This is a genomic window from Streptomyces antibioticus (assembly GCF_002019855.1).
GTDB classification, from domain to species: domain Bacteria; phylum Actinomycetota; class Actinomycetes; order Streptomycetales; family Streptomycetaceae; genus Streptomyces; species Streptomyces antibioticus_B.
Genome location: NZ_CM007717.1, coordinates 2025298 through 2039587 on the forward strand (window position 1 = coordinate 2025298; position 14290 = coordinate 2039587).

A 14290-nucleotide genomic window follows, 5' to 3' on the forward strand; every position below is an offset into this window, starting at 1 on the left:
GCGGGCAGGACAGCGCGCCGGGCACTGAATCGGGTACCGGGTTGGGCACCGAGTCGGGCACCGAGTCGGGCACCGGGCTGGGCATCTCCGTCGTCATCTGTGTGTACACCGAGGACCGCTGGGAGGACATCCTCGCGGCGGTCGCCTCGGTGGCCGCCCAGTCCCACCCGGCCCTGGAGACCCTGCTGGTCGTCGACCACAACCCGACGCTCCTGGACCGGCTGGCGAAGGAGTACGCGCACGACGACGGGGTGCGGGTGCTGCCCAACGCGGGCCCGCGCGGTCTGTCGGCCGGCCGCAACACCGGGATCGCCCGGTCGCGGGGCGAGGTCATCGCCTTCCTCGACGACGACGCCGTGGCCGAACGGGACTGGCTGCGGCGGTTCGCCGACCCCTACTCCGATCCCCGGGTGCTGGCCGTCGGCGGCCGCGCCGAACCCGTGTGGTCCTCGGGCCGGCGGCCCGACTGGTTCCCCGAGGAGTTCGACTGGGTGGTGGGCTGCTCCTACCGGGGCCTGCCGCACGGCCGGGTCCGGGTCCGCAACATCCTCGGCGGCAACGCCTCCTTCCGGCGCAGCGCGTTCGACGTCGTGGGCGGCTTCGCCACCGGCATCGGACGCGACGGCGACAAACGCCCGATGGGCGGCGAGGAGACGGACCTGTGCATCCGGCTCACCCGCGCGAGACCCGACGCGATCCTGCTGATGGACGACCGCGCGGTGATCCACCACAAGGTGCCCGAGGCGCGCGAGCACTTCGGCTACTTCCGCACCCGCACCTACGCGGAGGGCCTGTCCAAGGCGCTCGTCGCGCGCAGCGTCGGCACCGACAAGGGGCTGGAGTCCGAACGCCGGTACGCCACGCGGGTGTTGCCTGCCGGGGTGGTGCGCGGGCTGCGCGACCAGGTGCTGGCCCGGCCCGGCGGGGCCCGGCGGGCGGGCGCGATCGTCGCCGGGGTGCTGACGGCGGCCGGCGGGTACGTCGTCGGCAGCCTGCGGGCGCGCCGGGCCGGGACGACGTTCGAGGTCGTACGGATCGAACCGGCACCGGAGGTGGAAAGGGCGCGGGAAGGGGCGCGGGAACGGGGTGACGCGGCATGACGGAGGCTCGCGTTCCGATCCTCATGTACCACGCGATAGCCGCCGAACCGAACGACGCCACCCGTGCCCTGTCGGTCACCCCCGAGGCGTTCGCCGAGCAGATGGCGGTGATCGCCGAGCGGGGTCTCACCCCGCTCACCACGGCCGACCTGGCGGCCCGTTGGCGGGCGGGACGGCCGCTGCCCGGCCGCCCGGTGCTGATCACCTTCGACGACGGCTACGAGGGCGTGCACCGGCACGCCCTGCCCGCCCTCGCCGAACACGGCTTCCCGGCCACGCTGTTCGTCTCCACCGGCTGGATCCGGGGCGCCCACGACACCGGCGGCGGGCTCGACACCATGCTGGACTGGCCGCAGGTGCGCGAACTCGCGGACGCGGGCGTGGAGATCGGCGGTCACAGCCACACCCATCCGCAGCTCGACCAGCTCGACGACGCGGACCTGCGCGCCGAGCTGATCCGCTGCCGGGAGGTCGTGACCGCCGAACTGGGCACGCCGCCACTGTCGTTCGCCTATCCGTACGGCTACTCCAGCCGCCGGGTCCGCACGGCGGTGCGCCGACTGGGCTTCGCCCAGGCCCTGGCCGTCGGCAACACGCTCGCCCGCCGCGCTCAGGGCCCGTACGCCCTCCACCGGGTGACCGTACGCCGCACCACCACCGGCGAGGAGTTCGCCCGCCTCCTGGACGGCCGGGCCCTCACCCACCTCTTCGCCCGCGACCGCACCCTGACCAAGGGCTACGCGGTGATCCGCCGCACCCGACGACTGGGGAGCAGGGCGACGGCCGGCTTCGGCTGAACCATCGCCCCGGCGCCGCGCGGACGGACAGAGCCCGAGCGCCGGGCGGCGGGCTGTTCACGGTGACGGACGGCGGGCTCTTCGCGGCACCGGGCGCAGGGCCGTTCGCGGGGATGGGCGGAGGTCTGATGGGCGGAGGTCTGTTCGCGGCGGCAAGCACGCGGCCGGGACCGGCGGCGGACAACCCCCGTAGCCAGTCCCGGCGACGAGCGGTTGACCGACCCCGGCAACGGTGGCCAGCACGCCAGCGCGTGCAGCCCACGCGGCGAGTGAGCGGGGCCCCGCAGCGGGCGCACCGATCCGCGGCGAGCACGCGGCCGGTCCCCGCAGCAGGCGCATGGCCGTCTCTGTCGGCGGACGCCGCCGTCGGTCCCGGCGGCGGCGTCCGCCAGGACCTGCCCAGGCGACTGCCGCAGCGGTCTCAACTCGCCCGGCGGAGCCGATCGGCGCGGCCGCCGGGACCGATCGGGCAACGTCGGATTCATCCGGCACAAGCGACACACCGCGCGCACTGCGGAAACCGGGTGCGCGGGGCGGTCCCGTGGCGGATCATGGCGGCATGTCTGCGCTCCCACACGACGCTCTGCCGATCCGGCTCACCGTCGACGACTCCGACTCGCCGTCCGATGTCGTCGACGCGCTGTTCCTCGGCCGCTTCGCGACGGGCGAGCAGCCGTACTCGCACGCGGCGAACATCGACCGGGTCCGCTCCGGCGCGACCCTGCTGCCGCCGCACGCCCGGGTGCTGCGCGTCGCCCGCGACGAGGACCGCAGCGCCACCCTCGCCGAGGGCGACGGCTGGACCCTGCTGATCTCCCGCTGGAACCGCGGCGCGGACGTCACGGTCACCGCGACCACCGCCGAACTCGCCGCCCAGGTGCTGAACGAGGCGACGGACGGCGCGGCGGACGAGCCCGAACCCCAGCCGGAGAACGTGACGATGGGGTTCTGGTACGTCTCCCCGCGGCGCGGCCCGCACCGCACGACCCGCCAGATCTCCGCCGGCACCTGGGAGGAGGTCCGCCCCAACTACACGGCACCGGTGGCCGAGGCGATGGACCGCCTGATGGGCACCACCCCCGAGAGCATCGCGGGCCGGCTGCTCCTGCTGCACGGCCCGCCCGGCACCGGCAAGACCTCGGCGCTGCGCACCCTGGCCCGGTCCTGGCGGGACTGGTGCCAGGTGGACTGCGTACTGGACCCGGAGCGGCTCTTCTCCGACGTCGGCTATCTGATGGACATCGCGATCGGCGAGGAGGACTCCTCGGGCAAGGGCCGCTGGCGGCTGCTGCTCCTGGAGGACTGCGACGAACTGATCCGCGGCGAGGCCAAGCACACCGCGGGCCAGGCGCTGTCCCGGCTGCTGAACCTCACCGACGGCCTGCTCGGCCAGGGCCGCAACGTCCTGGTGGGCGTCACCACCAACGAGGACCTGGAGCGGCTGCACCCGGCCGTGGTCCGCCCGGGCCGCTGTCTGGCCCGGATCGAGGTCGGCCCGCTGACCCGCCGGGAGGCCGTCGACTGGCTGGGCACCGAGGAGGGCGTCGGCCGCGAGGGCGCGACGCTGGCGGAGCTGTACGCGCTGCGCCGGGGCACGTCTCCGACCTCGCTGCCGGAGCCGCGCGCCGGGGCGGACGCGGGGCTTTACCTGTAGGGGAGCCCGGAGTGGTTCCATGGAGGTATGACCCTGTATGTCGGCACCTCCGGCTGGCAGTACAAGGACTGGCGTGAGGTCCTGTACCCGGCCGACGTGCCCGTGCGGCGCTGGCTGGAGGAGTACGCCGAGCATTTCGCCACGGTGGAGATCAACAACGCCTTCTACCGGCTGCCGTCCCGGGAGACCTTCGCGTCCTGGGCCGGGCGGCTGCCGCCGGATTTCGTGGTCGCGGTCAAGGCCAGCCGCTATCTGACCCACATCAAACGGCTGCACGACCCCGCGGAACCCGTCCACCGCCTGATGACCCACGCGGCCGGCCTCGGCGCCCGCCTCGGCCCGGTCCTCCTCCAGCTCCCGCCGACCCTGCGCGCCGACCCCGAGCTGCTGGACACCTGCCTGGCGGCCTTCCCGCAGGGCACCCGGGTCGCCGTGGAACCGCGGCACCCGTCCTGGTGGACCCCGGCCGTGCGGCGGGTCCTGGAGGCCCGGGGCGCGGCCCTGTGCTGGGCCGACGTCCGGGCCCGCCCGGCAGGACCGCTGTGGCGGACCGCCGGCTTCGGCTACGTCCGCTTCCACGAGGGCCGCGCCCAGCCGTGGCCGCGCTACGGCCAGCACGCCCTGGAGACCTGGATCGACCGCATCGCGACCACCTGGTCCCACGGCGAGGACGTGTACGCGTACTTCAACAACGACCCCGGCGGCGCGGCGGTGGGCGACGCGGCCCTCTTCGGCAGGACGGCCGGGCGGGCCCGGCTGACGGTGACCCGCACGCCGAGGGCGCTGGCGTCCCGCCGCTGACCCGCCGCTTCTCGTGTCGGTCGCCATACACCGCTCGGTCGCCGTACGCCGGCTCAGTCGCCGTACGCCGCCCGCAGCGCGTCCCGGACCGCGGCCGCCGCCTCCTCCTCGCTGAGCCCCAGCCGCACCGCCCGCTCGGCGTAGGTCCGCGCCGCCTCCGCGGCCTCCCGCTGGGCGGCGGGGCCGACGGCCGCCACGAACGTGCCGTTGCGGCCGCGAGTCTCGATCACGCCGTCGGTCTCCAGCGCCCGGTACGCCTTGGCGACGGTGTTCGCCGCGAGGCCCAGCGACTCGGCGAGCCCCCGGACCGTCGGCAACCGGTAGCCGACGGGCAGCGCTCCGGACCGGGCCTGCTCCGCGATCTGCGCCCGCACCTGCTCGTACGGCGCGACACCCTCATCGATGTGGATCTTCAAGGTCACGGTCCGATTCTCCCGCACCGGGCGGAAAATGAGAGGCACGGGGACGGCACCGGCCGTAGCGTGCGCCGACATGACCGTCATCGTGCGCGCTCTGCGCCCCGACACGACCGCCGACGTCGAGGGTTTCGTCCGGGTCCGCCATCGCGCGCTGCCCCATGTGCTCTTCACCGCGCGGTCCGTACGGCACGACCTGTCCCACGCCGATCCGGACGCCCACGTCCGCACCCTGGTCGCCGAGGTGGACGGCGAGATCGTCGGCACGGCGCAGATCGGGCTCGTCCACGACAGCCCGGAGCCCGGCCAGGGCTTCCTCAACGTGTACGTCGACCCGGCGCGCACCGGCCGGGGCGCGGGCACCCTGCTGACGCGGACGGCCGAGGAGCACCTCGCGGCCCACGGGGCGACGAAGCTGTTCGCCTGGGTCCTGGACGAGCCGGGGAACCGGGCCTTCGCCGAACGGCACGGCTACCGGGCGAGCCGCCGCGCCCACTTCCTGGTCCTCGACCTGGCGCGGGCCGAGCTGCCGCCGCTGCAAGACCCGCCGCCCGGTGTGGAGTTGCGTACGGCCGCCGACTTCGCGGACGACCCGCGCCCGCTGTTCGCGCTGGACGCGGAGACGGCGTCCGACGAACCGGGCGACATCGACACCGAGTTGTCGGACTACGAGGCATGGCTCGCGCAGACCTGGCGGCACCCCCTGCTGGACCATGAGCTGACCTCGGTCGCCGTGGCCGACGGCCGCCCGGTCGCCTTCAGCGCGGCCCGCACCGACGGCGCCCGCACCTACACCACGGGCATGACCGGCACGGCCCGCGCCTTCCGCGGCCGGGGCCTGGCCAAGCTCGTCAAGAACGCCTCCCTGCACCGGGCCCGCGCGGCCGGGTACACCCGGGCGCACACGGGCAACGACGCGGACAACGCGCCGATGCTCGCGATCAACTCCTGGTTCGGGTACGAGATCCACGCATCGGAGGTACGCCATGTCCGCGAACTCGGCTGAGCCGGTGGGCTCGTTGGAGGTCGTCCTCGTCAAGGGCGGCCGCACGAAGATCCGTTACTCCGCCGAGCTGCTCTCCGACGACGGCAACCGGATCGCGGTGCGCGCCCCCTGGGCGGGGGACGGCGTACGGGACTTCGGCTTCGTACGCTTCGAACCCGGTGACGTGTTCACCGAGTACTACTGGCGGGACCGCTGGTACGCGGTCAAGGAGGTCCGGGCCGCGACGGGCGCGCTGAAGGGCTGGTACTGCGACGTCACCCGCCCCGCGACGCTCTCGGGCGCCCAACTGGTCGTGGAGGACCTCGATCTCGACCTGTGGCGGTCCGCCGACGGCACGGAGGTGCTCCGGCTGGACGAGGACGAGTTCGCGGAGAGCGGGCTGGCCGGCCGCGACCCCGCCGCGGCGGCGGCCGCGGTGACCGCCCTGGACGAACTGGAGGTGCTCGCGACCGTCGCGGGCGGCCTGGAGTCACTGCTCCACGACAGCACGTCACCTTCCTGATCCCAGTCTCAGCGCTTCCTTAAGCCCACCCTAAAGATCGCTCCGGCCCTCCTCCAGCAGCCGTTTTCGGGGTTTCTTGGTTCCGGCGGGCGGCACCTCGGTGCCGTCCCCACCACCCCTGGTCCCGGTTCCGAGGAGTTCCCCCATGTCCGCACGCCGCACGGCCGCCGCCGTCACCGCCCTCGGTCTGACCCCGCTGGCCCTGACCGCGCTGTCCGCCACGCCGGCGGCCGCGCACGGGTCGATGGGCGACCCGGTCAGCCGGGTGGCGCAGTGCTACGCGGAGGGTCCCGAGAGCCCGAAGTCGGACGCGTGCCGGGCGGCGGTCGCGGCCGGCGGGACACAGGCGCTGTACGACTGGAACGGCATCCGGATCGGCGACGCGAACGGCCGCCACCAGGAGCTGATCCCGGACGGCAAACTGTGCAGCGCGAACAACGCGGAGTTCAAGGGGCTCGACCTGGCCCGCGCCGACTGGCCGGCGACGAGCGTGAGCGCCGGATCGTACACGTTCAAGTACCGGGTGACCGCGCCGCACAAGGGCACCTTCAAGGTGTATCTCACCAAGGCCGGTTACGACCCGGCGCGGCCGCTGGCCTGGTCCGACCTGGATCTGGAGCACCCGGTGGCCTCGGCCACCGACCCGGCCGCGGCGGGCGGCTTCTACACGTTCTCCGGCACGCTTCCCGAGCGCTCGGGCCGACAGCTCCTGTACGCGGTCTGGCAGCGCTCGGACAGCCCGGAGGCCTTCTACTCCTGCTCGGACGTCGCGTTCGGCGGCGCCACGAGCGGGGGCTCGGGCGGGGGCTCGGGGTCCGGTTCGGGCTCCGGCTCGGGTTCCGCATCCGGTTCCGGCTCGGGCTCGGGTGCCGCGCCGGAGGCGTCCGCCCCCTCGGAGGAGCAGATCGAGGACGGCGCGGACAAGTCGACGATCGAGCACGGCGGTCACGGCGACGACGACGCCACCACGACGACCGACCCCACCCCTTCCGCGGCCGCCGGAGCCACGGAGAGCCCGGCCGCCGCGGAGCCCAATGCCCCGAAGGCCGCCGGCGCGGGCAAGAACCTCGCCGAGACCGGCGGCGACAGCAGCACCACGTACCTCGCGACGGGCGGCGCGGCCGTCCTGGCGCTGGGCTCGGCGCTGCTGTTCGCCTCGGTGCGGCGGCGCGCGACGCGCTCCTGACGCGTCCCGCGCCCCTGTGGACTCCGGGGCCTGACCGGCGGCTCAGGCCGGACAGGCCCCGGCGGAACCCCCGCCGTCAGCTCAGCACGGACGCGCAGGTGGTGGGGGTGGCGCGGGCCGGGTCGAGCGCGTTGGCCACCTCGTGGAAGGCGATCTTGTCGACCAGCCCGATCAGTGCGTGTTCGGACAGATCGAGCGGGCACAGGTCCTGGAGGAGAACGTTCCTGACGTTGTCACCGGTCAGGAACTGCGTCCGGTACGGCGTCACCACCTCGTCGTACCTGGTGGCGATGACGGTGTAGCGGACCCCGGGGACGGTGTCGCCGCCGGCGTTGAGCCTGGTCATGAAGTCGGAGCCGACGACCTGCTGGGCGAGGGCCGGGGTGGCGGCGTTGAGGAGGTCCTCGGCGCCGGGGAAGAACGGCAGCAGCTTGGTCAGGCCGCCGAGCGTGGTGCCGTGGTTGTTGGGAGCGATGCCGACCAGGGCGTTCACCTTGGCGGCGCCCCCGAGGAACTTCAGGTAGTAGCGGGGCATCATGCCGCCCTGCGAGTGCCCGACGAGGTCCGCCTTGGCGGCGCCCGTCGCGGCGAGGACCTTGTCGACATAGGCCGAAAGCTGTGCGGCCGACTTGTCTATGGGGCCCAGGGCGTGAAAGAACGGGACTCCGGGAAGCTGCCCGTAGTCCAGGGAGAAGACGCAGTAGCCGCGGTCCTTCAAGTAGGGCGCGAGGACCAGCCAGTTGTCGACCGAGTTGGCGAGGGTGCCGTGGACGAGAACCACGGGGCGCGGATGCGCGGAGGACGGCTTGCAGGAGAAGTCGTTCCAGCCGCTCGACGTGGTCGCGGCGGCGGGTGCGGAGTGGGCGGCGGAGGCGGGAACCGTGACCGCGGCGGCGGCCAGCAGCAGTGCGGCGAGTGGTCTGAGCACACGCTTCCAGGGCAGCATCGTGTGATCTCCTTGCGGCTCAAGGGGAATGCGATGACCTAGCGCCCTGTGATCCGGATCACGAGGATGATGTCCAATCATCAAGTTACGGACGAGTAGCAGAAGTGTGAAGTTACGCGTCAGTAAAAACTTCCAGTGTTAGTTCGAAGTGACGCCCTTCTGGCGTACCGTCACCCGGCAGGCGTGTGTCAGGCCGCCAGCGCCCCCGGTATCACCGCTCCCGGTCCGAACTTCGCGCGGATGCGGTCGGCGGTCTGTTCGACGCGGCGGGTCTTCTCGTCCGCGGGGTCGAAGGTGAGCTGGTGGGAGGCGTGTTCGGCGGGCGTGAGGGACTCGGCGCGCAGGGCGAGCGCGCGGACCCGGGCGCGCTGGAGACCGAGGGCCTCGTACAGGCCGTACGCCGTCGCCGTCAGGGCTGATGAGTGCGCGGTGGGTTCCCTGAGGGTGCGGCCGCGGACGGTGGACGAGCGGTCGGCGTAGCGCACGGTGAGGGTCAGGACGCGGCAGACCTTCTCGACCGCGCGCAGCCGGGTGCCCAGTTCCTCGGTGGCCGACAGCAGGGCGCGGCGGTGCCGGACGGGGTCCAACTCGTCGCGGTCGAAGGTGCGTTCGGTGGCCAGGGAGGCGGCGACGGCGTTCGGGACGACCCGGCCCCGGTCGACGCCGTTCGCCTTCTCGTGCAGGTCCCGGCCGGTGCGGGCGCCGACCAGCCGCTGGACCGTGGACAGGGGCGCGTCGGCGAGCCGGCCCAGGGTGTCGAGGCCGTACTCGCACAGTGTGCGGGCGGTGGCGGTGCCCACGCCGGGCAGCGCGCCGACCGGCTTCGCGGCGAGGAAGTCCCGTCCGCCCTCCCGGGGGACCGCGCGGGTCACCCCCGGCCGGGCGTCCCGCAGCGCCATCCGGGCCAGCATCGGGCCCGGCCCCGCGCCCATCGCGCAGTCCACGCCGTACCGGGCGAGGGCCCGGACCCGGATCACCGACGCCAGTTCGACCGCGCCGCGCCCGAAGTACCGTTCGGCGCCCCGCAGATCGGCCAGCGCCCCGTCCGGCGGCAGTGCCTCCACGACCGGGGTGAACTCCTCCAGCAGACCGAGCAGTTCCGGCAGGACGGCTGTCCGCGCCGCGGACAGGTCGAACCGTACACAGAGGATGGTCATCCCGCACTCCCCGGACTCTGGTGCCACAACTTCCTTGTCTTCGCGGGGTTCTCGCCCGCGGGGCGCAGATCGGCCCATGGATGCAGTTCGTATCCGGTGGACAGACGGATGCGCCTGCCGCCGGTCGGATCACCGTCGGATCCCTCGGCCCCGTCCGTCCCCGCCAGCCGGGCCGCCACCTCGTCCAGCCCGCCGCCGTCGCGCAGTTCGGCGAGTTCGGCGAGGTTCCAGGCGGCGGCGCCCACCACGCTGAGGCTGCGCGGCCCGCGCCGCTGCACCACCCCGCGCACCAGCAGCAGCCAGGAGTGGAAGACGGTGTGGGCGCAGGCGTCGTGGGAGTCGTCGAAGAAGGCCAGGTCGACCAGGCCGGTGCCGTCGTCGAGGGTGGTGAAGATGACCCGCTTGCCGGACCGGATCGGCGGCGTCTGGGTGGCCGCCTTGGCGCCCGCGACCAGCACGGTCTCCCCGTGCCGGGTCTCCCGCAGCCGGCGCGCCGACACCACTCCCAGCTCGCGCAGGAAGGCCCGGTGGTCGTCCATCAGATGGCGCGAGGTGTCCATCGACAGCACGCCCAGCTCGGCGCTGAGCCGTTCGGCCGGGGAGAGGTCGGGCAGCCCGGCGGAGGCCGTCCGCCGCCCGCCGGACAGCGGGAGCTGGCCGCCGCCCGCGCCCCGCGCGCCCCGGTGCAGTTCGGTCAGATGCAGTTGGAGGTCGCGCCGGTTGGCGCCGAACGCGTCCAGCGCGCCGACCTGCGCCAGCCGCCCGGCGAGCGGACGGCTCGGCCGGGCCCGCTCCCAGAAGTCCAGCAGCGAGGCGTACGGCTGCCCGTCCGCGACCCGGGCCGCCTCGGCCTCGCTGATGCCGTGCACGTCGGAGAGGGCGAGCCGCAGCCCCCAGCGCCCCGGAGCGCCCTCCGAACTCTCCGACCCCTCCGATCCCTTCGAACTCCCCGATCCCTTCGAACTCCCCGACCTCTCCGACCCCCCTGATTCAGACACCAGTTCGATACGGTGGGCGACGCCCGACCGGTTCACGTCCAACGGCAGGATCGGCACCCCCCGCCGCCGCGCGTCCGCCAGCAGCAGCCGCTTGGGGTACATCCCGGGGTCGTGGGTGAGCAGCCCGGCGTAGAAGGCGGCCGGGTGGTGCGCCTTCAGCCACGCCGACTGATAGGTCGGCACCGCGAAGGCGACGGCGTGCGCCTTGCAGAAGCCGTACGACCCGAACGCCTCGACGATCTCCCAGGTGCGCTGAATCGTTTCCGCGTCGTAGCCGCGGGCCGCCGCGCGTTGCGCGAACCACACCTTGATCCGCCCCTGCGACTCCGGGTCGGACAGCCCGCGCCGCACCCGGTCCGCCTCGCCGCGCCCGCAGCCGGTCATGATCGCGACGATGTCGATGATCTGCTCGTGGAAGACGACGACCCCGTACGTCCCTTTCAGCGGTTCCTCCAGGTCGGGGTGCGGGTAGCGGACGGGCGCCCGCCCGTGCCGGGCCTCGATGAACGGCCGCACCATGTCGGCGGCGACCGGCCCCGGCCGGAAGAGCGAGATGTCGACCACCAGATCGTGGAAATCGGCCGGCTGGAGCCGCCCCACCAGATCGCGCTGACCCGGCGACTCGATCTGGAAGCAGCCCAGCGTCTCGGTGGACCGCACGAGCCGGTACGTCGCCGGGTCGCCGTCCGCGACCGCGTCCAGGTCGATCCGCTCCCCCGTCGCCCGCGCCACCTCCGCGACCGCGTGCGCCATCGCCGACTGCATCCGCACCCCCAGCACGTCCAGCTTGAGCAGCCCGAGGTCCTCCACGTCCTCCTTGTCGAACTGCGCCATGGGGAACCCCTCGCCGCTGGTCGGCACCACCGGCGTACGGGAGAGCAGGGAGGCGTCGGACAGGAGCACCCCGCACGGGTGCATGGCGACCCCGCGCGGCAGCGCGTCCAGGCCCTCGACCAGTTCCCAGAGCCTGCCGTACCTCTCCTTCTCCCCCGCCAGCTCCCGGAGTTCGGGCAGTTCCTCCAGCGCGGCGCGGGCGTCGCGGGCGCGGATGTGCGGGAAGGACTTGGCGATCCGGTCGATCTCGGCGGGGTCCATGGACAGCGCCGCGCCGACGTCCCGGACGGCGTGCCGCACCCGGTACGTCTCCGGCATCGCGACGGTGGCGACCCGCTCGGTGCCGAAGCGGCCGATGACCGCCCGGTAGACCTCCAGCCGGCGCGCGGACTCCACGTCGATGTCGATGTCGGGCAGCACCACCCGCTCCTTGGACAGGAAGCGCTCCATCAGCAGCCCGTGCTCGACCGGATCGGCGTGGGCGATGCCGAGGAGATGGTTGACCAGGGAGCCCGCGCCGGAGCCGCGCGCGGCGACCCGGATACCCAGGTCCCGTACGTCGTCCACGACTTGAGCGACCGTCAGGAAGTAGGAGGCGAAGCCGTGGTGGGCGATGACGTCCAGCTCGTGGTGCATCCGCTCCCAGTACCGCCGGGCCCCCGCCGAGCGGTCGTAGCCGCGCCGCACCATGCCCGCCACCGCCCGCGAGGCCAGCGCCCGCTGGGCGGTGCGCCGGCCCGCGCCGACGAGATGCGGTTCGGGGAAGTGGACGGCGCCCATGCCGAGGTCGTCCTCCGGGTCGACCAGACACGCGGCGGCGCTCGCCCGGGTCTGCTCCAGCAGCCGGTGGGCGGTGTCCCGGCGGAAGCCCGCGGCCTCCACGATCCGCTCCGCCGCCGCGAGCATGGCCGGCGCGTCCTTCAGCCACGCCTCCCCGGAGTCGAGTTCCCCGGCCGGGTCGACGGGGACGAGCCGGCGGGCGGCGTCCAGCACGTCGGCGACCGGGCCCTGGCCGGGGTCGGCGTAGCGGACGGCGTTGCTGAGCACCGGCCGGATCCGCTGCTCGGCGGCGAAGCCGACGGTGCGGGCGGCCAGCCGCAGGGAGCCGGGCCCGGTGCCGGTACGGCCGTGCCAGACGGCCTCCAGCCGCAGGGCGTCGCCGTAGGTCTCGCGCCAGGGGGCGAGCAGCCTCACGGCCCGGTCCGGGCGGCCCGCGGCGAGGGCGCGGCCGACGTCGGAGGCGGGGCCGAGCAGGACGGTCAGCGCGTCACCGTGGTTGCCGGACCAGGGCAGCAGGGGGGTGGGCGCGGCCGCGTCGGCGTGGGCGGTGGTCACCAGCCGGCACAGGTCGCTCCAGCCGCGGGCGCCGTCGCGGGCGAGGAAGGTGACCCGGGGTGCCGACTCGTCGACGAAGGCGCCGCCGCGCACGGGGACACGGCGCCTCTCCCGGGGGGAGGGCTCGGGCGGGGCCGTCGCGAGGTTCACCCCGAAGAGCGGTCGGATTCCGGCCTTCGCACAGGCTTTGGCGAAGCGGACCGCACCGGCGAGGGTGTCGCGGTCGGTGAGGGCGAGGGCGTCCATGCCCCGCTCGGCGGCACGCTCGGCCAGCCGCTCCGGATGCGAGGCGCCGTACCGCAGGGAGAACCCGGAGACGGTGTGCAGATGTGTGAAGCCGGGCATCCACACCTCCACTATCGAACATCAGTTCCCAACTCTCCCTCCCCCACCATAGACCAAATTCCGAACATCTGTACGACAGCCGTTCGGGCGCCTCCCACCTGCGGGAACGACCGCCCACCCGGACCGTGGGGACATGACACAGAGCACCGGCGCCCCTTCTCCTCCCCCGCCCTCCCCCTCCTTCCTGGACGAGGTGAAGGACGCCGTCACCCCCCGGGCCACCCTCCTGGTCATCGGCGTGGTCGCGCTCTCCCTGCTGTTCATCGCCTCCTACGTCGGCGCGCTGCACGACCCGCGGCCCAAGGACGTGCCCTTCGGAGTCGTCGCGCCCCAGGTCACCGCCCAGCAGACGGTCACCCGTCTGGAGCGGCTGCCCGGCGACCCCCTGGACCCGCGCGTGGTGGCGGACCGGGCGAGCGCCCGCGCGCAGATCATGGACCGGAGCATCGACGGCGCCCTGATCGTCGACCCGTCCGGCACCACCGACACCCTGCTCGTCGCCACCGGCGGCGGACGGGTGCTGGCCGCCACCCTGGAGTCGCTCGTCACCACCCTGACCAAGTCCGAGGCGCGCACGGTCCGCACCGTCGACGTGGCCCCCGCCGACAGCCAGGACGCCAACGGACTGTCGTCCTTCTATGTGACCGTCGGCTGGTGCGTGGGCGGCTATCTCTGCGCGTCGATCATGACGATCAGCTCGGGCGCGACCCGCTCCACCCCCCGGCGCGCCGTGATCCGGCTCGCCTCCATGGCCGTCGTCGCGCTGGTGGCCGGACTGGGCGGCGCGCTGATCGTCGGACCCGTCCTGGGCGCCCTGCCGGGCAGCCTCGCCGCCCTGTGGGGGCTCGGCACGCTGATCGTCTTCGCGGTGGGCGCGGCGACCCTGGCCTTCCAGGGCCTCTTCGGGCTCGCCGGGATCGGGCTGGCCATCCTGCTCGTGGTGATCCTGGGCAACCCGAGCGCGGGCGGCGCCCTGCCGCCGCCGCTGCTGCCGCCGTTCTGGAAGGCGATCGGCCCGGCGCTGCCCCCGGGCGCGGGCACCTGGTCGGCGCGCTCCCTCGCCTACTTCGAGGGCAACGACATGACCGCCTCGCTGCTCGTCCTGTCGGCCTGGGCGGTCGGCGGGATCGCCCTCACCCTGCTGGCGGCCGCCGTACGCGACCGGCGCCGGACACCCGCCTGAACCCCGTACACGCCGAGGTCCCGCCCCTCG

General features: G+C 73.8%; 12 protein-coding genes. 8 read left to right on the forward strand and 4 right to left on the reverse strand.

Annotation, left to right across the window (positions count from 1 at the left end; translation table 11 throughout):
- The first annotated feature begins 41 nt into the window (after nt 1–41).
- The 4 genes from AFM16_RS09000 (at nt 42) to AFM16_RS09015 (ending at nt 4352) form a co-directional block, all read left to right on the forward strand.
- Nucleotides 42–1100 carry a glycosyltransferase family 2 protein gene (locus tag AFM16_RS09000; protein WP_078632989.1) on the forward strand — a complete coding sequence of 353 codons (1059 nt, stop codon included), beginning with the start codon at nt 42–44 and terminating at the stop codon, nt 1098–1100.
- Nucleotides 1097–1897: a polysaccharide deacetylase family protein gene (locus AFM16_RS09005; protein WP_078632990.1), complete on the forward strand. Its 801-nt coding sequence runs from the start codon at nt 1097–1099 to the stop codon at nt 1895–1897. Before AFM16_RS09000 ends, AFM16_RS09005 begins: the two co-directional genes overlap by 4 nt.
- A 559-nt stretch (nt 1898–2456) precedes the next feature.
- Nucleotides 2457–3551, forward strand: coding sequence for a DUF5925 domain-containing protein (locus AFM16_RS09010; protein WP_030796300.1), 1095 nt, complete (start codon nt 2457–2459; stop codon nt 3549–3551).
- 27 nt (nt 3552–3578) lie between these two features.
- Entirely contained in the window at nt 3579–4352 is a 774-nt protein-coding gene (locus AFM16_RS09015; RefSeq protein WP_030796313.1) for a DUF72 domain-containing protein, read from the forward strand.
- Between the two features lie 53 nt (nt 4353–4405).
- Here AFM16_RS09015 and AFM16_RS09020 read toward each other — a convergent pair whose 3' ends face one another.
- A complete protein-coding gene (locus AFM16_RS09020; RefSeq protein WP_030796315.1) occupies nt 4406–4774 on the reverse strand; it encodes a GntR family transcriptional regulator in 369 nt (122 codons plus the stop codon).
- A 70-nt stretch (nt 4775–4844) separates the two neighbouring features.
- On the opposite strand from AFM16_RS09020, the gene AFM16_RS09025 reads away from it, so the two are divergent.
- The 3 genes from AFM16_RS09025 (at nt 4845) to AFM16_RS09035 (ending at nt 7462) form a co-directional block, all read left to right on the forward strand.
- Nucleotides 4845–5774: a GNAT family N-acetyltransferase gene (locus tag AFM16_RS09025; protein ID WP_030796319.1), complete on the forward strand. Its 930-nt coding sequence runs from the start codon at nt 4845–4847 to the stop codon at nt 5772–5774.
- The gene (locus tag AFM16_RS09030) at nt 5755–6276 is read left to right on the forward strand and encodes a ribonuclease FAU-1 family protein (protein WP_078632991.1); all 522 of its coding nucleotides are present in this window, start codon (nt 5755–5757) and stop codon (nt 6274–6276) included. The genes AFM16_RS09025 and AFM16_RS09030 overlap by 20 nt, the downstream gene beginning before the upstream one ends.
- A 145-nt stretch (nt 6277–6421) precedes the next feature.
- Nucleotides 6422–7462 (forward strand): lytic polysaccharide monooxygenase auxiliary activity family 9 protein, encoded by a 1041-nt coding sequence (locus tag AFM16_RS09035; RefSeq protein ID WP_030796325.1) that lies wholly within the window; start codon nt 6422–6424, stop codon nt 7460–7462.
- A 76-nt stretch (nt 7463–7538) separates the two neighbouring features.
- Here the strand turns inward: AFM16_RS09035 and AFM16_RS09040 are convergent, their stop codons facing one another.
- From AFM16_RS09040 to AFM16_RS09050, 3 genes are all read right to left on the reverse strand, one after another.
- Entirely contained in the window at nt 7539–8408 is an 870-nt protein-coding gene (locus AFM16_RS09040; protein WP_030796328.1) for an esterase/lipase family protein, read from the reverse strand.
- Between the two features lie 188 nt (nt 8409–8596).
- The gene (locus AFM16_RS09045; RefSeq protein ID WP_030796331.1) at nt 8597–9565 is read right to left on the reverse strand and encodes a DNA polymerase Y family protein; all 969 of its coding nucleotides are present in this window, start codon (nt 9563–9565) and stop codon (nt 8597–8599) included.
- Nucleotides 9562–13077, reverse strand: coding sequence for a DNA polymerase III subunit alpha (locus AFM16_RS09050; RefSeq protein WP_078636888.1), 3516 nt, complete (start codon nt 13075–13077; stop codon nt 9562–9564). The genes AFM16_RS09045 and AFM16_RS09050 overlap by 4 nt, the downstream gene beginning before the upstream one ends.
- A 133-nt stretch (nt 13078–13210) precedes the next feature.
- Here AFM16_RS09050 and AFM16_RS09055 point away from each other — a divergent pair, with 133 nt between their 5' ends.
- On the forward strand, nt 13211–14260 hold the full coding sequence (locus AFM16_RS09055; protein ID WP_078632992.1) for a DUF3533 domain-containing protein: 1050 nt from the start codon (nt 13211–13213) through the stop codon (nt 14258–14260).
- Nucleotides 14261–14290: the final 30 nt, after the last annotated feature.

Excerpts from the sequence above, each read along its gene's own strand:
- AFM16_RS09005 (WP_078632990.1), top strand. The coding sequence starts at position 1,097 with ATGACGGAGGCTCGCGTTCCGATCCTCATGTACCACGCGATAGCCGCC.
- AFM16_RS09010 (WP_030796300.1), top strand. The coding sequence starts at position 2,457 with ATGTCTGCGCTCCCACACGACGCTCTGCCGATCCGGCTCACCGTCGAC.
- AFM16_RS09015 (WP_030796313.1), top strand. The coding sequence starts at position 3,579 with ATGACCCTGTATGTCGGCACCTCCGGCTGGCAGTACAAGGACTGGCGT.
- AFM16_RS09025 (WP_030796319.1), top strand. The coding sequence starts at position 4,845 with ATGACCGTCATCGTGCGCGCTCTGCGCCCCGACACGACCGCCGACGTC.
- AFM16_RS09030 (WP_078632991.1), top strand. The coding sequence starts at position 5,755 with ATGTCCGCGAACTCGGCTGAGCCGGTGGGCTCGTTGGAGGTCGTCCTC.
- AFM16_RS09035 (WP_030796325.1), top strand. The coding sequence starts at position 6,422 with ATGTCCGCACGCCGCACGGCCGCCGCCGTCACCGCCCTCGGTCTGACC.
- AFM16_RS09040 (WP_030796328.1), bottom strand. The coding sequence starts at position 8,408 with ATGCTGCCCTGGAAGCGTGTGCTCAGACCACTCGCCGCACTGCTGCTG.
- AFM16_RS09045 (WP_030796331.1), bottom strand. The coding sequence starts at position 9,565 with ATGACCATCCTCTGTGTACGGTTCGACCTGTCCGCGGCGCGGACAGCC.
- AFM16_RS09050 (WP_078636888.1), bottom strand. The coding sequence starts at position 13,077 with ATGCCCGGCTTCACACATCTGCACACCGTCTCCGGGTTCTCCCTGCGG.
- AFM16_RS09055 (WP_078632992.1), top strand. The coding sequence starts at position 13,211 with ATGACACAGAGCACCGGCGCCCCTTCTCCTCCCCCGCCCTCCCCCTCC.